Origin of the sequence: Streptomyces sp. NPDC050422, assembly GCF_044458665.1 — a bacterium.
In the GTDB taxonomy this organism is placed as follows: Bacteria; Actinomycetota; Actinomycetes; order Streptomycetales; family Streptomycetaceae; genus Streptomyces.
In genome coordinates this window covers 196,139-215,643 of record NZ_JBITIE010000004.1, presented here as the reverse complement: position 1 = coordinate 215,643, position 19,505 = coordinate 196,139, and the positions used below count along the sequence as shown (strand labels likewise).

15 protein-coding genes are annotated in these 19,505 nt (G+C 70.8%); 4 read left to right on the top strand and 11 right to left on the bottom strand.

Annotated features, from left to right (window positions below):
* Window positions 1–34 precede the first annotated feature (34 nt).
* Window positions 35–187, bottom strand: coding sequence for a hypothetical protein (locus tag ACIBJG_RS07270; RefSeq protein WP_399304946.1), 153 nt, complete (start codon window positions 185–187; stop codon window positions 35–37).
* Entirely contained in the window at window positions 184–2,085 is a 1,902-nt protein-coding gene (locus tag ACIBJG_RS07265) for an acyl-CoA dehydrogenase (protein ID WP_399304943.1), read from the bottom strand. Before ACIBJG_RS07265 ends, ACIBJG_RS07270 begins: the two co-directional genes overlap by 4 nt.
* Before the next feature lie 166 nt (window positions 2,086–2,251).
* On the opposite strand from ACIBJG_RS07265, the gene ACIBJG_RS07260 reads away from it, so the two are divergent.
* Window positions 2,252–3,544: a hypothetical protein gene (locus tag ACIBJG_RS07260; RefSeq protein ID WP_399304940.1), complete on the top strand. Its 1,293-nt coding sequence runs from the start codon at window positions 2,252–2,254 to the stop codon at window positions 3,542–3,544.
* A 37-nt stretch (window positions 3,545–3,581) separates the two neighbouring features.
* Here ACIBJG_RS07260 and ACIBJG_RS07255 read toward each other — a convergent pair whose 3' ends face one another.
* The 3 genes from ACIBJG_RS07255 to ACIBJG_RS07245 form a co-directional block, all read right to left on the bottom strand.
* Complete coding sequence (locus ACIBJG_RS07255) at window positions 3,582–4,514, bottom strand: carbohydrate kinase (RefSeq protein ID WP_399304937.1); 933 nt, start codon at window positions 4,512–4,514, stop codon at window positions 3,582–3,584.
* Between the two features lie 157 nt (window positions 4,515–4,671).
* A complete protein-coding gene (locus tag ACIBJG_RS07250; RefSeq protein ID WP_399304934.1) occupies window positions 4,672–5,556 on the bottom strand; it encodes an ABC transporter substrate-binding protein in 885 nt (294 codons plus the stop codon).
* Between the two features lie 167 nt (window positions 5,557–5,723).
* Window positions 5,724–6,350 (bottom strand): GNAT family N-acetyltransferase, encoded by a 627-nt coding sequence (locus ACIBJG_RS07245; protein WP_399304931.1) that lies wholly within the window; start codon window positions 6,348–6,350, stop codon window positions 5,724–5,726.
* A 153-nt stretch (window positions 6,351–6,503) separates the two neighbouring features.
* Between ACIBJG_RS07245 and ACIBJG_RS07240 the strand changes: the two genes are divergently transcribed.
* Complete coding sequence (locus tag ACIBJG_RS07240) at window positions 6,504–6,860, top strand: YciI family protein (protein ID WP_399304928.1); 357 nt, start codon at window positions 6,504–6,506, stop codon at window positions 6,858–6,860.
* Window positions 6,860–8,116: an RNA polymerase sigma factor gene (locus tag ACIBJG_RS07235; RefSeq protein WP_399304925.1), complete on the top strand. Its 1,257-nt coding sequence runs from the start codon at window positions 6,860–6,862 to the stop codon at window positions 8,114–8,116. The genes ACIBJG_RS07240 and ACIBJG_RS07235 overlap by 1 nt, the downstream gene beginning before the upstream one ends.
* A gap of 8 nt (window positions 8,117–8,124) precedes the next feature.
* Here the strand turns inward: ACIBJG_RS07235 and ACIBJG_RS07230 are convergent, their stop codons facing one another.
* The 6 genes from ACIBJG_RS07230 to ACIBJG_RS07205 form a co-directional block, all read right to left on the bottom strand.
* On the bottom strand, window positions 8,125–8,451 hold the full coding sequence (locus ACIBJG_RS07230) for a cupin (protein ID WP_399304922.1): 327 nt from the start codon (window positions 8,449–8,451) through the stop codon (window positions 8,125–8,127).
* An 81-nt stretch (window positions 8,452–8,532) separates the two neighbouring features.
* Complete coding sequence (locus ACIBJG_RS07225) at window positions 8,533–10,158, bottom strand: glycoside hydrolase family 13 protein (RefSeq protein WP_399304919.1); 1,626 nt, start codon at window positions 10,156–10,158, stop codon at window positions 8,533–8,535.
* A 138-nt stretch (window positions 10,159–10,296) separates the two neighbouring features.
* Window positions 10,297–11,256 (bottom strand): carbohydrate ABC transporter permease, encoded by a 960-nt coding sequence (locus ACIBJG_RS07220; RefSeq protein WP_399304916.1) that lies wholly within the window; start codon window positions 11,254–11,256, stop codon window positions 10,297–10,299.
* 15 nt (window positions 11,257–11,271) lie between these two features.
* The gene (locus ACIBJG_RS07215; RefSeq protein WP_399304913.1) at window positions 11,272–12,231 is read right to left on the bottom strand and encodes a carbohydrate ABC transporter permease; all 960 of its coding nucleotides are present in this window, start codon (window positions 12,229–12,231) and stop codon (window positions 11,272–11,274) included.
* 91 nt (window positions 12,232–12,322) lie between these two features.
* On the bottom strand, window positions 12,323–13,747 hold the full coding sequence (locus tag ACIBJG_RS07210; protein ID WP_399304910.1) for an extracellular solute-binding protein: 1,425 nt from the start codon (window positions 13,745–13,747) through the stop codon (window positions 12,323–12,325).
* 213 nt (window positions 13,748–13,960) lie between these two features.
* Entirely contained in the window at window positions 13,961–18,250 is a 4,290-nt protein-coding gene (locus tag ACIBJG_RS07205) for a discoidin domain-containing protein (protein WP_399304907.1), read from the bottom strand.
* Between the two features lie 481 nt (window positions 18,251–18,731).
* Here ACIBJG_RS07205 and ACIBJG_RS07200 point away from each other — a divergent pair, with 481 nt between their 5' ends.
* Complete coding sequence (locus ACIBJG_RS07200; protein ID WP_399304904.1) at window positions 18,732–19,469, top strand: 4'-phosphopantetheinyl transferase family protein; 738 nt, start codon at window positions 18,732–18,734, stop codon at window positions 19,467–19,469.
* Window positions 19,470–19,505: the final 36 nt, after the last annotated feature.

The window sequence follows — 19,505 nt, the reverse complement described above, 5'->3', positions numbered from 1 at the left end:
CGGCCGCGGGGTGTCCGGGAGGCCCTCGCTCCGGTTACGCCTTGCGGCGAACCGATTCGCCACCACTGGTGAGCGGCCCCCCGCACCACCGTGAGAGCGCGGCGGCGGTGCCCCAGAAGGCCAGCAGGACGACACGCAGACCCAGCCGCCGGACCGCGTCCGCCGTCCGGTGCGGTGTGCCCGTCATCGCGCGCCCCCAGCCGGTTCCCGGGCCACGGTGGTGTGCCAGGCGGCGCCCGGGTCGTCGTACGCGTCGGTGTAGTGGGCTCCGGCGATGGGCCAGTCGGCGAGCAGTTCCCCGGGCAGTGCGAAGGATGCGGCCAGTTCCGGGAGATGGCGGCTCACCGCGGCGACCAGCTGCTCGGTGGCTTCGGTCAGTCCATCGACCTGACCGGCGGTCAGGTGGCCTGCGGCCAGTAGGTCGCCGCTGTTCCGGGCGACCCAGCGCAGCGCGAACAGCCGGGCCAGCTCACCCAGCCGCTCACGGGCCCCGCCGCCGGGCAGAGCAGCGAGCGCGTTCTCGTACGCGTGGGCCGCCTGCCGGTACGCATGGGCCTCGACGCCCCGCAGCGCGGGGCCGGACGCCGCGTTCCAGCGCTCCAGCGGGCCGCCGCCGGGGACCTGCGCCATCCGTGCGGCCGCCCGGGCGAACCAGATGCGCTCCACCTGGTCCAGAAGCCGTCCGAGGAACCGGAGGTCGGCGAGGTCACCGCTCGGAGGGCCGGCGGCGGGCTCCTCCTGCGGGGTCCGTGCCGCGTCGAAGAGCAGGCCGGCGGCCGCCCGGGAGTGGATGGCCAGATTGTCGCCCTCGGCGGTGATGGCGCCCTCGATCCCGGTGACGAGCTCGGTCATGCCGTTGTTCTCCAGCAGACCCTGGGCGCCGCACCGTTCCCGGCACTCGACCATCACGGACCGGGCCTGCCAGGTGATCCATCCCTTGGCGATGTCGACCAGCCGCTCGGCCGCCTCCCGCTCCGCGGGCGGCCGCGCAGCGGCCTTCTCCCACCGGTCGAGTACGCGCCGGTGCAGCAGGCTCATCGCGAAGACGGTGGCCATGGCCTCGGCGAGGGGGCCGTGGTGGCTTCGGTGGGCGACGACCGGCACCGGCGGCGCCGAGCGGCCCCCCGAGACGAGGCGGTGGCCTCCGTAGCGGACGGCGACGGCCAGCGTGGCGCGTGCGGAGCCCACCGCACTGGCGCTCATGCAGATCCGGCCCGTGGTGACTCGTCCGATCGAGGCGAGGAAGCGGCGCCTGCGCCCCTCGGTGTCGCTGCGGAACACCCCGTCGTCGCCGACCCGCCCCTGCGCGCCGCCGAGCAGCGCCCCACGGCCCACGAAGACCTGGTCGAAGGAGGTCAGGCAGTGGTCGACCGGACTGCCCATCCGGGCGGGAAGCCGGCGCACCCGGATCCCGGGCAGGGCCCGGGCCGCGTCCGTGAGCGGCACCAGCAGCAGGAAGACCCCGTGGTCGGAGCCGTCGACGATCAGCCGGGCGGCGACCAGCCCCGACTTGGGGCCGCCGGCCGGGCTGGTGTTGGGCATGAACTTCTGCGCACCGGCATGCGGGGTGTGCAGCACGAACCCGTCCCGGCCGGGGTCGTAGGTGGCGGTCGTCTCAAGGGATGCCGCGTCGTTGCCGTGCGCCACCTCCGTACAGAGGAAGGTGCCGATCCGTCGCAGCCGGAGGAAGTCCGACAGATCACGGGGGCTGTCGGCGTCGTGGTCCAGGAGGCTGCCGAGGAAGAGGTTGTAGTGGATGCCCGCGACGGTGGTGAGCGCCGGGTCCACCGGGGCGAGCCATTCGTGCAGAGCGGCCAGGGCACGGGGGTCGGCGGCCGGCCGGGCGGCGCTGTCCAGTGCGTTGTTGAGTGTGCGCAGCCGTGCGTGGGCGAGGGCGAGCCGCTCGTCGGGGGTGGCTCCGGGTGACGGCCAGAGCGGCCGGCGGAACGGCTCGGTGGCCACGAGCCGGCGCCAGAAGCCGTGCTCGCGGCGGGCGTCCGGGCCGAGGAGCACGGTGCTGAGCAGGCCGGCGACCGGCCCGGTCCCGGCTCCCGAGGAATCGGCACTGTCGAAAATGGTGTTCATAAAAGCGGCAACGATCAGGAATCGTCCAGGACACCCCCCACGATCGGCGTCCCGGCGTTCCCCGTCTCCCGGCAACGCCCGGCGCGGTCGATGTACGGCCGCTGTCCGTCACCTGTATGCAGCAATCAGCCGCGCTGTGCGGGCGGCGAGGACATCCCCTTGGGGCATGGAACGGCACCCCGATGAGCCGGCGGCACAGAACGAGCACGCCGAACTGGAAGCCCTGCGTGCCCGGGTGGCGCAGTTGGAGACCCGTGCCCCGGCCCGCTCCCGGCTGCGCCTGCGTTCGTTCTTCGCGGTCCTGCTGATCCTGGTGGCGGCCGTGCTCACCCCGCTGAGCATCCTGTCGAGTTGGGCGAGCGGCGTCGCCGGGGACACGGACCGCTACGTGGACATGATGGAGCCGCTGGCCTCCGACCCCGATGTGCAGGCGGCGGTGACCACCCGCGTCACCGACGCCGTCATGACGCATCTGAACATCGACGCGCTGCTGGCGGACGTGGCGCCCGCCGACCGCCCGGTCGTCGACAAGGCGCTCGGGAAGCTCGGCGACCCGCTCACCGCGGGTGTCACCGGCCTCGTGCACGGCACGGTGGAGCGATTCGTCACCAGCGACGCCTTCGAGCAGGTGTGGAGCAGCCTCAACAGGCAAGCCCACGCTTCCGTCGTGAAGGCCCTGACCGGTGAGGGCGGCGGCGCCGTGAAGCTGAACGGCGACACCGTCACCCTGGACCTCGCCCCGGTCATCGACCGGGTGAAACAGCGTCTCGTGGACCGCGGTCTGAAGGTCGCCGGAAGGATTCCCGAGATCCACACCGACTTCACCATCCTGACCTCGGACTCGGTCGGCAAGGCGAAGAAGGGATTCCGGGCGCTCGAACTCCTCGGATTCTGGCTTCCCGTGTTCACGCTGGTGGTGGCGGCGGGCGGGGTGCTGCTCGCGGTGCGCCGCCGACGGGCGCTGGTCACCGCGGCACTGGCCGTCGCGGTCGGTGCCGTACTGCTCGGGCTCGGGCTGTGGGCGGGGCGCACGTTCTACCTCGACAGCCTGCCCCAGGACGTCTCGCAGCCGGCGGCGCGAGCGGTGTTCGACACGCTGGCCGGCTATCTGCGCGCCGGGGTCCGGCTGGTGGTGACCGTCGGCGTGGTGGTGGCGCTCGCCGCCTGGCTCACGGGCCGGGGCCGTGCGGCGAGGCAGGTCGCGGCGATGTGGAGCGGCGGCATCGGGGCCGTACGGGACGCGGCCGGTTTCACCGGCGGCCCGGTCGGCAGGTGGGTGCACCGGGCCCGGCGCCCGCTGAACTGGACGGTGGTCGTGGTGGCGGTCGCGGTGCTGCTGGCGTGGGACCGGCCGACCGGGCTGGTCACGGTGTGGATCGCGCTGTGCGCCCTGTTCGTCCTGGCCGTCGTCGAGTTCCTCGACGACGACAGCTCTCCGCATCTGGCGGCGCCGGGGTAGCACGGGATCGCCATGGCCCCCTTTGCACCGTCGCGCGCTACATCCGGCCGAGTGCCGCGTCCAGTTCCGCCGCGTCGGGCGGGCTGGCGCCGGCCCGGGCGACCGTGACGGCCGCCGAAGCCGACGCGTGGCGCAGGACGTCCGTCATGGTGGCCCGGTCCAGTGCCCGCAGCCCTTCCCGTCCGGCCGGCCCGAGCAGTCCGTGCGCGGCGAGCGCGTGCAGGGTGCCGGACATGAACGCGTCCCCCGCCCCCACCGTGTCGACGACCTCGGCCGGCAGGGCGTCGACCGTCACCGGTCCCTCGGGCAGGACCGCGAACGCTCCGTCGCCGCCCCGGGTGACGAGGACGACGGCCGGGCCGGTGGCGAGCCACCGTTCGGCGGCCTTCACCGGGTCCTCGCCCGGATACAGCCACTCCAGGTCCTCGTCGCTCGCCTTGACGACGTCGCTGAGCGCCACACAGAGCTCGGCCTTACGCACGGCGGCCTCGTGGTCCCCCATCAGCTCCGGTCGCACATTGGGGTCGTAGCTGACCGTCGTAGCGGCACGCAGCGATTCGACGGCGGCGACGACCGCGGCCGCACCGGGTTCCCTGACCGTCGCGATCGAGCCGGTGTGGACATGCGCGGGGGGCCGCTCCAGGGAGACCGGACCGAGCGTCCAGGTGATGTCGAAGGTGTACGTGGCCCGCCCCGCGCCGTCCAGGGCCACGGCGGCTGACGGGGTGGGGGCTGCGGACCCGTCCGTACGGACCTCGACCCCGGCCGCGGTCAGGTGGTCACGGATCAGCCGCCCGTTCTCGTCCGCTCCGAGCTGGGTCAGCAGGGTCGCGTCGTGTCCGAGTCTGGCCAGGCCGTACGCCACGTTGGCCGGGCTGCCGCCCGGGTGGACCCGGTCGGCAGCGCCCCGCAGCCGGACGATGTCGGCGACGCATTCGCCGATGACCAGCAGGTCGAGTCTGTCGAGCATGAGGGTGTGTCTCCTGTTGGGCGAGGACGTGGGCATCCTGGCAGACGGCACCGTCTGCGAACGCGTCGAGTCCGATCCTGCCGTGCGCGACCGGCTCCGACCGGAACCCGGCCCGCCCCGGTCGCGGCGGCCCCGGTCGCGGCGGGCCCGCCCCACGTCACCCAGCCCGTGCCTCCAGCGCGTCGGCCACGAGCGCCAGGAACCGCGCATGGGCCCGCGCGCTGCACACCGGCTCGGGGTTCCAGGGCACCACCCGCACGGAGCGCTCCACCGACGACGCCCACGGCCCGTCGGCCCGGAGCTCGTCGAGCGCGGTGGCGTGCGCCCGGATGTCGGCGAGCACGACGGCCGGCCGCAGTGCGGCGGCCTGGGCCCAGCCGACGGTGGACCAGTTCGCCCCGGGGCCCTCGGCGGGCTCCACCAGGCCGACGCCGAGCTCGGTCAGCACCCGCAGTTCGGGCCACATGCGGGGGCGCGCCAGATGCGCCTGCTCCTGGCCCGCCGGTGACAGGGCGAGCACCCGCGCCCCGTCCGGCCCCGAGGTGAGTGCGCGCAGCCGGCCCCGGGCCGCGTCCAGCTCCCGGGTCGCCGCCGCGGGCTCCTCGGCACCGAGCGAACGGGCCAGTTCGGCGAACCGGTCACCGATCTCCGCGAGGGTGCGGGCCTGGCCCACGTCGATGACGACGACCGGGACGTGCCCCTCCAGATGCTTGGCCGTCTCCGGATCGAGGCCGTAGACCTGGCCGCCGCCGTAACTGACGGCCACCACGAGGTCCGGTCCGCCGCTCAGCAGCGTGTCCGCGTCCAGCGTGGCGCCCGCCCCGGCGTACGGGACGTCGGCCAGGGGCAGCGATCCGGTCTTCGCCGCGTCGGGCACCGACGGGTCGTCGTGCCCCGAGCCGAATATCCCGCTCGGACGGATGCCGTGGTCCCATAAGGTCGCGCCTGCCTGGACATAGGCGAGGACCCTCGTCGGGCGCCTCCCGGCAGCCGACACCTGACCACGGTCGTCGGAGAATTCCCACACGGTCCGCTCGCTCACGTCACACACCTCTCGCCACCGGCTGCCCGCCCCCGTCGCGGTCTCGTCCAGGACTACCTGCCCAGCGAACCCGCGTGGCACCCATGGCACCGGTGACGGACCAGGGCCTGTGGCGTGTTTCGAAAGTCCCGCCTGCCGGGCGGACGGCGCTACTTTCGAAACACGCCCTAGAGGTCGGCCGCCGTGGAGCGCACGAGGTAGGTGACGGGGCCGGGATCCGGGACCTCGATCTCGGCGAAACCGAGCCGGTCGTAGAACGCCCTGGCCGGAGTGTTGGCCGTGAGCATGGACAGGTGCACGCCGTCGACCCCCTTGGCGTTCAGGGTCGCGAGGAAGGTACGCATCAGCTCCCTCCCGTACCCCTTGCGCTGCCAGTCCGGCAACAGGTCGATGTGCAAGTGGGCCGGGTGGCCTTCGAGTTCGGGCAGGACCATGCGCTCCGGGTTGTGGAGGAGCCCGATCATCTCGTCGCTGGGGCTCCGAGGTGCTCCGTCCGGCCGCGGGTAGCGGTCCTCGACCAGGGGCAGCCACCGCTTGCGGAACTCCGTCACGAAGCCCGGCGTGTCGGCCGTCCCCAGGATGTATCCGACCGCCCGGCCCGTCCCGTCGTCGATGACGAACGCCAGGTCGGGTTCGAGGAAGGCGTACGGCGCGGCGAAGATCGACGGCATCAGCTCGAGGTCCGGGTACAGCTGCCGGGAGCCGCCGCCGTTGTCGGCCGTCCGGACACAGATGTCGGCGAGGGCGGCGCGGTCGCCCGACTGATAGGCCCGCAGGCCGGGAAGCAAGGTCACCTTCTCATCCTGCCGAGTGTGGGAGCGCTCCCACAAGACGGTGGGAAAGATTTCGCCGAGCACGGCGTGTTCCGTGTCGATCCGGGGGTCAGCCGTTCGTATAGAGGGTGAGAGACCGGCACGGCGCCGGCTCCGCACCCGAGGAGGCACACCATGAAGCACTACCTGCTCAGCGTGGTCACACCGGCCGACGGGGTTCCGCCCGCCCCCGAGGAGCTGGGGCAGATCATGCGGAGGGTCGAGGGCTTTCACCGGGAACTCCAGGAGGCCGGATCCTGGGTCTTCGACGGCGGGCTGAGCGCGCCGGGCACCGCCACGGTCGTGCGGGCGAAGGACGGCGACACCGTGCTCACCGACGGCCCGTACATCGAGGGCAAGGAGTATCTCGGTGGGCTCAGCATCATCAAGGCGCCCGATCTGGACGCCGCGCTGGACTGGGGCCGCAAGGCCGCGTCGGCCATCGGACTGCCCATCGAGGTCCGGCCGTTCGAGGGTGAAGTGGAGGGCTGATGCCGGGCTCGACCGCCCCGAGCGGCGGACCGGAACCGGCGGTGCCCGCCTCGGCGGTCGAGCGTCTCTTCCGCGACGAGTACGGACGGTGCGTATCCGTGCTCGTCGGCGCCTTCGGTGACATCGACATCGCCGAGGAAGCGGTCCAGGAGGCGTTCGCCACCGCGCTCGACCGCTGGCCGGAGGCCGGGGTGCCGCCCGCACCGGCCGGCTGGATCATCACCACCGCCCGCAACCGCGCCATCGACCGGCTGCGCCGGGAGGCCTCACGGGCCGGCCGGCACACCCAGGCCGCGCTCCTGAACGCCCGGGACGAACCGGCCGAGGAGGGCCCCGTGCAGGACGACCGGCTCCGCCTGATATTCACCTGCTGCCATCCCTCGCTCTCCACGGCCGCCCAGGTGGCCCTGACCCTGCGGCTGTTGGGCGGCCTCACCACCGCCGAACTCGCGCGCGCGTTCCTCGTTCCGGAGCCGACGATGGCGCAGCGGCTGGTGCGGGCCAAGGCCAAGATCCGCGATGCCCGGATCCCCTACCGGGTGCCGGCGGACGCCGATCTGCCCGAGCGGGTCAGCTCGGTCCTCGCCGTGGTCTACCTCGTCTTCAACGAGGGGTACGCGGCGAGTTCGGGGGACCGGCTGGTGCGCGAGGACCTGTGCGCGGAGGCCGTCCGCCTCGGCCGGCTGCTGGTGGGGCTGATGCCCGACGAGCCGGAGGCGGTGGGGCTGCTCGCCCTCATGCTGCTCACCGAGTCGCGCCGCCCCGCCCGCTCGGGCCCGGAGGGCGCACTGGTGCCGCTGGACGAGCAGGACCGGGGCCTGTGGGACCGGGAGCTGATCGCCGAGGGGCAGGCGCTCGTCCGGCGGTGTCTGCGCCGGGGCAGCCCGGGGCCGTATCAGATCCAGGCCGCGGTGAACGCGGTGCACAGCGACGCGGCCGTCGCGGCGGACACCGACTGGCCGCAGATCCTGCGGCTGTACGACCAGTTGCTGGCCGTGGCACCGGGTCCGGTGGTGGCGCTGAACCGTGCGGTGGCGGTGGCGGAGGTGGCGGGGCCACGGGAGGCGCTCGCACTCCTGGACGGGCTGGAGCTCGGCGGCTACTACGTGTTCCACGCCGTACGGGCCGATCTGCTGCGCAGGCTGGGCCGTGTCGCCGAGGCGGCGGCCGCGTACGAGGCGGCCGCCGGGCTCACGGGCAACCGGGCCGAGCAGGACTTCCTGCGGCGCCGACGCGACGCGCTGCCCGACGGCTAGCCGGTCCCTCAGTCGTTGACGGCCGTCAGCAGCACCACGGCGTCCTCCAGGGCGAGCAGCCCGTGCCGTTCCTGCGGAATCGGGTGAAGCTGCCCGGCGGCCAGTTCCACGTCGCCGGACGCGGCGGTGAGCCGGACCGTGCCGCGCAGCACCTGGAGGGAGGCGGCGGGCGGGGCGTTGTGCTCGTCGAGGGAGCGGCCCGAGGCCAGCGCGATGACGGTCTGGCGCAGCGGGTCCTCGCGGAGCAGGAGGTGGGCACTGCGGCCGTGCGGGGAGGTGCGGGCTGCGGCCAGGTGTTCGTCGGCCAGGGCGTTCAGATCGTTCGGTGCGTCCATATGCCCTACTGTGCCGCAGCCCTCGCTCCCCCGCGAACCTGCCGGCCCCCGGCCGCGTCGCACGCGGCCGGGGGCCGGCGGTCAGACGCGCAGCCAGACCGCGGTGTCCCGCGGCAGCCTCCCCGTGGCGTCGAGGGGACCGCTGGCCAGCAGAATCCCGGTGTACGGGGGCAGCTCGGCGGCCTCGGCGGACAGGTTGACGACGCAGACCAGACCATCGGCCCGGGCGAAGGCGAGCACGTCGGGCGCCGTGTCCAGCCAGGTCAGCGTGCGTATCCCGGGCTCCCCCGCCGTATCGAAACCCGGTTCGGTCCGGCGCAGCCGCAGGGCCTGGCGGTACAGGCTGAGCATCGAGTCCGGGTCGCCGCTCTGGAGGTCGGCTGCGTACGCGGACCAGCCGGCCGGCTGCGGCAGCCAGGGTGCGGCGGTGGCGCCGAATCCGGCGTGCGGTTCCCGCGCCGACCAGGGCAGCGGTACCCGGCAGCCGTCGCGTCCCGGGTCGGTGCCGCCCTTGCGGAAGTGCATCGGGTCCTGGATGCGGTCCAGCGGGATGTCGGCCTCCGGCAGTCCGAGCTCCTCGCCCTGGTAGAGGTAGGCCGCGCCGGGCAGGGCCAGCGAGAGAAGAGCCGCGGCGCGGGCCCGGCGGGTGCCGAGGGCGAGGTCGGTGGGGGTGCCGAAGGTCTTCGCGGCGAAGTCGAACCCGGTCTCCGCACGCCCGTAGCGGGTGACGGTGCGGGTCACGTCGTGGTTGCACAGGACCCAGGTGGCCGGCGCGCCGACGGGGGCGTGCTCGGCGAGCGTGTCGTCGATGGCGGTCCGCAGCAGCCCGGCGTCCCACGGGCAGGCCAGGAAGTTGAAGTTGAAGGCGGTGTGCAGTTCGTCGGGGCGCAGGTAGCGGGCGAACCGCTCGGAGTCCGGGAGCCACACCTCGCCGACGAATACGCCGTCGTACGCGTCGGCTATGGCGCGCCAGGAGCGGTAGATGTCGTGCAGTTCGTCGCGGTCGACGAAGGGGTGCGGATCGCGGCCGACGACGAAGTCGGGCAGTGCGGGGTCCTTGGCGAGCAGGGCGGCGGAGTCGATCCGTACGCCGGAGACGCCACGCTCGAACCAGAAGCGCAGAACGTCCTCGTGCTCCTGCCGGACCGCCGGGTGTGCCCAGTTGAGGTCGGGCTGCTGGGTGGCGAAGAGGTGGAGGTACCACTCCCCGTCGTCCAGCCGGGTCCAGGGTGTGCCGCCGAATTCGGAAACCCAGTCGTTGGGCGGGATCTCGCCGTCGGCGCCGCGGCCGGGGCGGAAGTGGAAGAGGTCGCGCTCGGGGCTGCCCGAGCCGGCTTCGAGGGCGGCGCGGAACCACGCGTGCTGGTCGGACACGTGGTTGGGCACGATGTCGATGATGGTGCGGATGCCCAGATCGCGGGCCTCGGCGATCAGCTTCTCGGCCTCGGCGAGGGTGCCGAACGCGGGGTCGATGGTGCGGTAGTCGGCCACGTCGTAGCCGCCGTCGGCGAGCGGTGAGAGGTACCAGGGGGTGAACCAGAGGGCGTCCACGCCCAGTTCGACGAGGTAGGGCAGCTTGGCCCGGACCCCCGCGAGGTCGCCGGTGCCGTCACCGTCGCCATCGGCGAAGCTGCGTACGTAGATCTGGTAGATGGCGGCGTCCCGCCACCAGTGCGCGGTGGCCTCGGACGGACGGTTGGCTGCCACGTGACGTTCCTTTCGGGCAGGTGGTACTCCGCCGCCGGCCCGGCGAGCGGGGCAGGATGGGAGAACCGGCGGCGGAGTGCTGAGGGGAAGGCGGCCGGACGGGGCCCCGATCAGGCGGGGCGCGGTCCTGGAGGGGCGCTAGCCCTTGAGGCCGCCCGCGGTCAGACCGCTCATGATGTTGCGCTGGAAGAGCAGGAAAATGAGCAGCGTCGGGATGGACGCGATGGTGAGCGCGGCGATGAGTACGTTCTCGGGTACGCCGCTGGCCAGTGAGTAGATGCCCACGTTGAGGGTCTGCTTGCTGGGGTCGGGCAGCGTGAGCATCGGCCAGAGGAAGTCCTTCCACACCCCGACGACGGCGAAGATGGAGACGACGCCGAGGATCGGCCGGGAGATCGGCAGGACGATCGATCGCAGGGTGCGCAGAGGTGACGCGCCGTCGATCGCGGCGGCGTCGAGGAGTTCGCGCGGGATGGAGTCGAAGAACCGCTTCAGCAGGAAGATGTTGAAGGCGTTGGTGACCGACGGCAGCCAGATCGCCCAGGGCGAGTTGACGAGGTTGCGCTGGAAGACCGGCACGTCCAGCACCGTGAGGTACTGCGGGACGACCAGCACGGTGGCCGGGATCATCAGGGTGGCCAGCATCATGCCGAGGATGACCTTGCCGAACACCGGCCGGAGCTTGGACAGGGAGTAGGCGGCCGCGACGTCGAAGACCAGTTGGAAGGCGAGCGCGCCGAAGGCGTAGTACAGGGTGTTGAAGAGCAGCTTGGACAGGTCCATCACGGTCCAGGCCTGGCTGTAGTTCTCGGTGTGGAGCGAGCTGGGGAAGGCGGTGGGCGGGCTCTGGACGACTTCCTGGGTGGTCTTGAGACCGCCGGTGACCATCCAGTACAGCGGCCCGAGGAAGGCCACCGTGAACAGGGCGATCACCAGGGCGAAGACGATCCAGTAGACGGCCTTGCCGCGGGGTCTGCCGAGTTGGGCCGGTGAGATCAGGGTCCGCTGGCGCCCGAGGTCGGCCGGGCGTCCGGCCCTGCGCCGGCGTGCTCCGCGCCCCTCGCTCCCGCGCCGGGAGACAAGCGTGTTCGATGCCATGGTCGTGCTCCCCTCCTAGTCTTCGCTGCTGCGGCTCAGTCGTACGTACACCGCGGAGAATCCCGCGAGGACGACGAGCAGGACGAGGCCGAGTGCCGCCGCGCTGCCGTAGTTGTTGAAGTTGAAGGCGTACTGGTAAATGAGGTAGACGACGGTGGTGGTGGAGCCCTCCGGGCCGGCGCCGTTGGTGAGCAGGAACGGTTCGGTGAAGACCTGCATCGTCGCGATGACCTGCATGAGCAGGAGCAGGGAGAGGATGAGCCGGGTCTGCGGGATGGTGACGTGCCAGACCTTGCGCAGCAGTCCCGCGCCGTCGAGTTCCGCCGCCTCGTACAGCTCCCCCGGAATGCCCTGGAGTGCGGCCAGGTAGATCAGGGTCGCGCCGCCCATGTTCATCCAGGTGGCCGCGATGACGACGGAGAGCATGGCGGTGTCGGTGTCCTGGAGCCACTGCTGGGCGGGCAGGTGGAAGACGTCCAGGATGCGGTTGAAGAGTCCGTATCCGGGGTCGTAGAAGTACTTGAAGAGCAGGACGGAGGCGACCGGGGGCAGCATCACGGGGAGGTAGACCAGCAGCCGCAGGTAGCCCTGCCCGTGCCGGAACTCATTGAGCACGACGGCGACGACGAACGGGACGAGGAAGCCGAGGAGCAGCGCCAGGACGGTGAACAGCGCGGTGTTGCGCCAGGCCTGCCAGAACGCCGGGTCGTTGAAGACGTACGTCAGGTTGGACCAGCCGGCCCAGGTGGTCTTGCCGTCCTCGGTCTTCTGGAAGGCCAGGACGAATTCCCTGACCATCGGATACCAGGAGAAGAGCGAGAAGCAGAGCACCGCTCCGATCAGGAAGCCGTGTGCGGAGATGTTGCGGCGCACGGCGCGCAGGAACTCCTCGCGGGCGGAGTCCCGGCGGGCGGGGCCCGGTTGCCCTGGGCCGGGCCTGGTCGCCTTGTGGGAGGACAGGGTAGGGGCCGACATGGTGTGTCTCCTCGGTGCCGGTGAACTTCGAGCGCAGTCGGACGGGTCCGGATGCGGGACCGGGTCCGCGTGACCCGGTCCCGCGCGTCCGTTACTGGTTCGCCAGAACCTGGTTGACCTGCTGCTCGGCGGTGGAGAGCAGCTTGTCGATGTCGGCGTCCTCGTTGGTCAGCACGCCGGACATGGCGTTGTCGAGGATCTTGTAGATCTCCTGCGCCTTCGGCGGTTCGGCCTTTCCCTGGACGGGGTTGCCCATGAAGGCCTTGAAGTTCTCGACGGGCATCGACGCGTTGGTGGTGCGTGACGCGTCGTCCTTGGTCTTGCTGTCGCCCAGGAAGAAGTTCGGCTGCGGAAGCCCGACGGGGAGCTTGTCGGCCTTGGTGCGGGCCCAGTCGAACTGCCCCTTGCCCGGGGTGAGGTTCTTGAAGTTCAGCCAGGCGACGGCGGCCTTGATCTGGTCGGGCGAACTGCCCTTCTTGATCATGTAGTTGTTGCCGCCGAACAGGGTGCCCTTGGCGCCGGGGATCGGTCCCAGGCCGAAGGTCTCGTACTGGGCTCCGAGCTGCTGCACCATGTACGCGATGTCGTCGGGTGCGGCGAGGAACATGCCCAGCTTGTCGCTGGATATCTGCTTCTGCAGGTCGCCCCACTTCAGCAGCTGGGTCTTGCCCATGCTGTCGTCCTCCCAGCGCATGTCGTGCAGTTGCTGGAGGACCTGCTTGCCGGTGGCGTCGTTGAAGGCCGCCTTCTTGCCCGAGGCGTCGACGACGTCCCCTCCGAGGCCGTACTGGGTGGCGGCGAAGTGCCAGCCGCCGTTGTTGCCCGCGCTGTACTCGCCGAAGCCCGCGATGCCCTTGCCCAGGCCCGCGATCTTCTTCGCCGCGGTACGGACCTCGTCCCACGTGGCGGGCGGGGTGTCCGGGTCGAGACCGGCCTGCGTGAACAGCTTCCGGTTGATCATCAGGCCCATGGTGTAGTTGCTGGTCGGCAGGGCGTAGAGCTTGCCGTCCTTGCGGGCCACATCGATGACCTGGGGCTGGATGTCCTTCAGCGCGGGAACCGACTTGTCGTTGACGTAGGCGGAGATGTCCTCGGCCCCGTCGTTGTCCAGCACCTGCTGGAGATCGGTGAAGTACGCGTAGAAGACGTCGGGTTGCGACTTCCCCTTCAGCATGGCGGTGAAGCGGGGCGGCTCGTTGCACTGCCCGGGGGTGGACTTTCCGTTGATCGTGACGTTCGGGTAGGTCTTGTTGAACGTCTTGATGTCCTCGTTCCACTCGCGCAGCTCCGCGGCCTTGGCCGCCGGCGGCATGCAGTCGATCGAGATCGTCACCTTCGCCTTCGGGTCGAGCGGGGCGGAAGGGTCGGACGATCCCTTGGACGCACTGTTCGAGTCCTCGTCCTTGCTGCTGCTCGTGCCGCAGGAGGCGAGCGAGGTCAGGGCAAGTGCGGTGACAAGGGCAGCCGCGGAGGCTCGGCTGATACGGCGTGTGCGGCGCAACCCAGCACTTCTCATCGATGGTCCCCTTTGGGCATGAGCGTGGATGGCCCTCGGCCGACTCTCTGCCGGGGCGAGCCACACTCAACCAGCGGCGACATGTGAACGCAATATCTCGCGCAGTTTTCGTAAAAGTTTGACAGCGCTCCGCACGCGGCGTGCGGCGCCCGGCTTGCGCGCAGCACGGAGCGCCGTCCGGCGGACCGGACGGCGCCCTGGCAGCGGTGCCGGTTACGGGTTGATGTTGATCTTCATGGTGGACGTCGTGTTCTTGACGTCCTGGGCGTTGTCGCTGAGTTTCAGCCCGTTGAAGGTGACCTCACCGACCGCCGGCCCCTGGCCGGACTCCGGCATCTCGTTGGCCCACAGCCCGAATCCGGACTTGGCGTCGTAGGCGTCGCCGCTCTTACGCGCGCCGGAGATCGAGATGTCGGTCAGGATCGTGTCCTTGATGGGGAACTGGGGCTGTCCTCCTACGTAGTTGGTCTGGAACATGATGCCGCTGTACGTCGGGTCGACGATGTCGACGTGGTTGATCCGGATGCCCTGGAAGACCTTGGAGGCGGAGAACAGCCAGATGCCGGGGAAAGTCTGCGTCCCCCAGAAATGGCCGCCGGAGCGGAGCACCGAGACGTTCTCGACCGTGGTCGGATCGGTCCCGAAGCCGTTCATCGGGTAGCCGAAGTCCAGCGAGCTGACGGTGATACCGGAGTACACCAGGGTGTCCGCGATGAGGATGTTGCGGAAGGTGTTGTTGTACCCGCCGTAGACGGCGACGCCCGCGGCCCGCCAGGTCAGCAGCGAGGTGAGGTTCTCGTAGACGTTGTTCTTCATGTCCGCGCCGCCCGAGTCGATCGCGGAGAACAGCGCGAAGCTGTCGTCGCCGGTGGCCCGGGACTCGTTGTTGACGACGTGGTTGTCCGTCGAGCCGTTGGTCATGTTGATGCCGTCGGCGAACGTGTTCCGGATGCGGGAGTTCTTGATGGTGATGCTGTCGGTGTTGGCGCCCCAGTAGAGGCACACCTGATGCTCGTTCCAGACGTTGTCGATCACGATGTCCGAGACGTTGGAGAAGTCGAACACCTTGCCGGGCCCGTCGATGCGCGAGGTGTAGTTCCCGAAGTACGCGAAGTTCGCGAACGACGACCCCTTCGCACTGGCCTCGGCCCGGAAACCGTTGTCGGTGTTCTCCTGGCCGGAGGGGGCGAAGAACCTGGTGTACCAGGGACCCGCGCCGACGACCTTGACGGCCTTCCCGTAGACCTGGAACTTGCTCGCGGTCTGGTAGTCACCGGCCGGCAGGTAGACCCCGACCAGCTTGCCCGTGGTGTCCATCCGCACCTTGTCCAGGGCGTTCTGGACGTCCTGATGGGTGAACCCGGCGGGAACGGCGTAGGCGGACGCGTCCGGGTTCGGGATCTGCGTGGCCTGCTCCAGGCTGATGAAGTCGATCGCGTACGTGCTGGTGTTCGCGCCGTCCTTCTGGAGCCGGATCTTACTGCCGGCCGGGACGGTCCTGCCCAGCAGCATGTTCGCCTCGTCGTAGATGTGCCGCGGCGAACCCGAACCCGGGGAGTTGCCCGGACCGGTCTCGGCGCCGTACAGCCACGCGTACTTCGAGGTGAGGTCGATCGCCTTGAGGAAGGTTCCGTCCACGTAGACGTTCAGCTTGGAGTCGATGCCACCGCCGCCCGCGGAGTCCGGGATGGAGAAGCGGGTCACCAGGGAGTTGGTGCTCGCCCTGGTGGTGAACTCGACGTAGTTGCCGGTGCTGTTGAGGGTGACCGCCTTACGTCCTGACGCCTCGCCCGCGACGTCGCCGACGGTCCTGTTCGGTCCGACGACCTGGGCGCCGCCGCCGGTGACCCCGTCCTCCGCCTCGTACATGTCGTACGGCATGTTCGCGCCGCGTCCCACGAAGAGCGAGCTGGTGGTGGTGTTGTTCTCGCGCTTCACCGGAAGTTCGTTGGTGTCGTCCGCGATGACCGTCTTCACGGAGTACGAGCCGTTGACGGCCGTCCAGCTGCCCAGGTTCACCGGGGCGCCGGTCGCACCGGCGGCTATCGCTCCGGTGTAGGTGCCGGTGAGGGTCTTCACCGTGGCGCCCGTGGAGTCGAGCAGGGTCAGCGTGATGGCGTGGCCGCCCGCTGCGGAGGCCACCGAGCCCTGGTTCTTGAGGGCGACGGAGAAGGTGACGTTCTGGCCGGCGGCCGGGGCCGACGGGGAGGTGCTGACCCCCGTGGAGACCAGGTCCGAGCTGGCGACCGGCTTCACGACCAGGCCGGTCGTGCTCGTGTAGGTGTTGTCGGTCTCGTTCTGCTCGATGACCTCGCCTCCCGGATCGGCGACCGCGCTCAGTGCGTACGTGCCCGCGTCGCGCGGCCCGATGTCGGCGCTGACCTGGGCGGAGGCCCCGCCCGCGAGCGCGCCCACGGACGCGGTGGCGACCTTGGAGCCGCCGAGCCGGAACTCGACCTTGCTCGCCGGTGCCGCGACCGAACCGCTGTTGCGCACCGTCGCGGTGAGCGTGACCGGGTCCGACTCGACGGGCGCGGCCGGGGCCACCGTCACCGCGCTGACCTGGAGGTTCGGATTGGGCGCCGGAGCGCCGAGCACCTGGAACTCCGCGACCTGACCGGCGCCCGAGCCGCTGTTGGAGGTGAACTTCAGCTGGACGTCGGCGACCCGGCCGCTCACCGGAATGGTCACCGTGTTGCCGCCGGCCGGGCTGAACGCGTAGTCCTTGGCGGCGACCAGGCTGGTGAAGGACGTGCCGCTCTGCTCCCGGCCGAGGACCTGGATGTTCTGGGTCCTGGCGCCCCAGCTGCTGTCCGGGTTGAGCTTGACGACGACGCTCTCGGTGTCGGCGTTGGCACCCAGCTTCACGGTCAGGGTGTTCGGGTAGCTGCCCCCGGCACCTTCCCAGTAGGTGGTCACGCTGTTGTCGTTGGCATTCTCCGCGACGAACGTGTGGACCACGGACGAGGCGGTGATGGGCTTGCCGATCGCGAGGTTGGACGCCGTGCCGGTGCTGCCGTTGCGGGTGACGGTGTTGCTGTCGCCCGACACGTTGCCCGCCGCGTCCTTGGCCCGGACGGTGTAGGAGACCGTGGTCCCGGCGGACTGGGTGTCCGTGTAGGTGGTGACATCGCCCGCGACGCTCTTGCGCAGCACGTTGTTGGCGTAGATGTCGTACCCGGTGACGGCCTTGTTGTCGGTGGACGCCTGCCAGACCAGCTTGATCTGCCCGGCGGTCGCCTCGGTGAAGCTCAGGCCGGCCGGGGCGGTCGGCGCCTGGGTGTCGCCGGTGGCGCCCGTCCGGGTCACGGTGTTGCTGTTCCCCGAGACGTTGCCCGCCGCGTCCTTGGCGCGGACGTAGTACGACACGGTGGTACCGGCCGGGCGGGTGTCGGTGAACGTGGTGACATCACCGGCCACGCTCGTCAGCAGCGCGTTGTCGGCGTAGATGTCGTAGCCGGTGACGGCGGTGTCGTCCGTCGACGCCTTCCAGGTGAGCCTGATCTGTCCGGAGGCCGGTTCGGTGTACGCCAGTTGCGTCGGCGCGGTCGGCGCCTGGGTGTCACCGGACTCGGGGCCGTAGATCTCCAGCTCGGAGACCTGGGCGCCCGGCTGGACGGAGTTGGCGCTCACGAGCACGCGCACGTAGCGGGTGGTGGTGGCGTCGAAGGAGATCGTCGCCGACTCGCCCGCCGTCGGGCTGAACGTGTAGGGCGCCGACTGCGTCAGGTCCTGGAAGTCCGTGCCGTTGGAGCTGCCCTGGATCTTCAGCGTCTGGCTGCGCGTCTCCCAGCCGTCCGGCAGGCGCAACACCACACGGTCCACCCGGACGGAGGAACCGAGGTCAGCCTGGATCCACTGCGGCAACTCGTTGTTGCGGCTCTCCCAGTAACTGGCCGTGTTGCCGTCGTTGGCGTGGGCGGCGACGTACGTCTGGGTGTAGCTGGCGGCCGTAAGTGTGCGGCCTGCCGCCAGGTTCACCGACGACTCGGCGGCCGCCCGGACCTCCAGCTCGGCGAGCTGGCCGTTCTTCGACGCGGTGTTCGCGGTGATGTTCGCCCGTACGAACCGTGCCCGGGTCGCCGGGACGTCGATGGTCACCGTGTTGGAGCTGCCCGGGGCGAAGGTGTAGGCGGCCGAGGTCTTCAGCGTGGTGAAGCTCGTGCCGTCGGCGCTGCCCTGGAGCGAGAGGGTCTGACGGCGGGTCTTGAAGTCCTCGGGAAGCCTCAGGGTGACCTGGTCGATGCGGGTGACCTCGCCCAGGTCGCTCTGCACCCACTGGGGCAGGGCGCTGCCCGCTCCTTCCCAGTACGTCGCCCGGTCGCCGTCCGCGATGTTCCCGGCGGCTCTTCCGCTCCCGGCGCTGCTCGCCGTCGTCCTGTGACCGGCGGCGATGTTCGGCCCGCCGGCGGCCGACGCGTTGAGCGCCGGCCAGCCGACCATCAGAAGGCTGGTGGTGAGGGTGGCGGAAAGAACCCGCCACCGACGGCTTCGCGTTCTCATGTGTCCCCGATCTCCGGCCTCGGCGCAGGGCGCGGCCAAGGCGCGACTCAGTCTGCGTACCGCCGGATCACGATTTTCTGCACCAGCGGAATGGGCTTTTGCGTTTTGCGGTCAGAGAGTTGCAGAGAAGTGAGGTCGAGTCCACTGTTGTGACAGAAGACAACACTCCGACGCGCGCCCTCGCTGCGCACAACTAGCGCACCTCGTACGGCATTTAATCGCCCATCGCCTGACCCTCACCCAGCCCCCAGCCCACGCAAGGAATTTGCGCAGATATGCAAGGCACTGAAAGGTGCCAGCTCGCAGGGGCGGCCGAACGGTGCGCGGGAGCGGGGAGGCGTCCGGCTCGGTCTCCCCGTCGAGGCGGCCGTCGTCGCTCACCACCGCGGCGAACCCGTGTGCCGGTCCTCCATAAGATGGGAGCGCCCTCCGCCGTGACCCGTCCTCACGGCGCCCGCCCGGCGAAGGAAATGACGCAACGGTGTATCAGCCCCACGTGTTCGCGTTCCCCGAGGACGGCCACCGGCCCCCGGCCCCGCTCAACCCGCCCGGCGGTCCCTCGTTGTGGCTGGTGGACCCGGTGCGGCACGGACGTCATGCGCAGCGGATCGCGCCGGAGGTCCTCGACGACGGCGAACTCGACAGGGCGGCACGCCTGGTCGTCGCGGCCGACCGCAGTTGCTACGTCGCCGCGCACGTGGCCCTGCGGCTGCTGCTCGGAGCGCGGCTGGGGGTCGCCCCCGGGGCCGTCCCTCTCACCCGGGAGCCGTGCCCGTCCTGCGGTGGCCCGCACGGCCGTCCCGCGACAGGCGGCGGTGTTCACTTCTCCCTGTCGCACACCCGTGGTGTGGCGCTGCTGGCGTTCGCGGACGTGCCGGTGGGAGTGGATGTCGAGCATCTCCCGAAGCCCGCGGTCGTATCCGAGATCGCCGGTCAGTTGCATCCGGCGGAGTCGCGCGAGCTGGCGGGACTTCCCGAGGAACAGCGGCCGGTCGCCTTCGGCCGGGTCTGGACCCGCAAGGAGGCCTATCTGAAGGGCGAGGGCATCGGCCTGACCGAGGGCCTGGCCGCCGAGCATGTGGGCACCGGCCCCCGGCCCCTTCCGGGCCCCGCAGGCTGGATGGTCACCGATGTCGAGGTCCCCGCCGGATACGCGGCGGCGGTCGCCGTTCGCGCGGCGGGGCGGCCGCCCGCCCCTGACGGCGACGGGCGAAAATGACGGGGCGCGCAGATCGTACCGACCGACCGATACGGA

Coding starts and splice junctions, on each gene's coding strand:
- ACIBJG_RS07220 (WP_399304916.1), bottom strand. CDS start 11,256: ATGGCATCGAACACGCTTGTCTCCCGGCGCGGGAGCGAGGGGCGCGGA.
- ACIBJG_RS07205 (WP_399304907.1), bottom strand. CDS start 18,250: ATGAGAACGCGAAGCCGTCGGTGGCGGGTTCTTTCCGCCACCCTCACC.
- ACIBJG_RS07260 (WP_399304940.1), top strand. CDS start 2,252: ATGGAACGGCACCCCGATGAGCCGGCGGCACAGAACGAGCACGCCGAA.
- ACIBJG_RS07265 (WP_399304943.1), bottom strand. CDS start 2,085: ATGAACACCATTTTCGACAGTGCCGATTCCTCGGGAGCCGGGACCGGG.
- ACIBJG_RS07210 (WP_399304910.1), bottom strand. CDS start 13,747: ATGAGAAGTGCTGGGTTGCGCCGCACACGCCGTATCAGCCGAGCCTCC.
- ACIBJG_RS07235 (WP_399304925.1), top strand. CDS start 6,860: ATGCCGGGCTCGACCGCCCCGAGCGGCGGACCGGAACCGGCGGTGCCC.
- ACIBJG_RS07255 (WP_399304937.1), bottom strand. CDS start 4,514: ATGCTCGACAGACTCGACCTGCTGGTCATCGGCGAATGCGTCGCCGAC.
- ACIBJG_RS07240 (WP_399304928.1), top strand. CDS start 6,504: ATGAAGCACTACCTGCTCAGCGTGGTCACACCGGCCGACGGGGTTCCG.
- ACIBJG_RS07270 (WP_399304946.1), bottom strand. CDS start 187: ATGACGGGCACACCGCACCGGACGGCGGACGCGGTCCGGCGGCTGGGT.
- ACIBJG_RS07230 (WP_399304922.1), bottom strand. CDS start 8,451: ATGGACGCACCGAACGATCTGAACGCCCTGGCCGACGAACACCTGGCC.
- ACIBJG_RS07215 (WP_399304913.1), bottom strand. CDS start 12,231: ATGTCGGCCCCTACCCTGTCCTCCCACAAGGCGACCAGGCCCGGCCCA.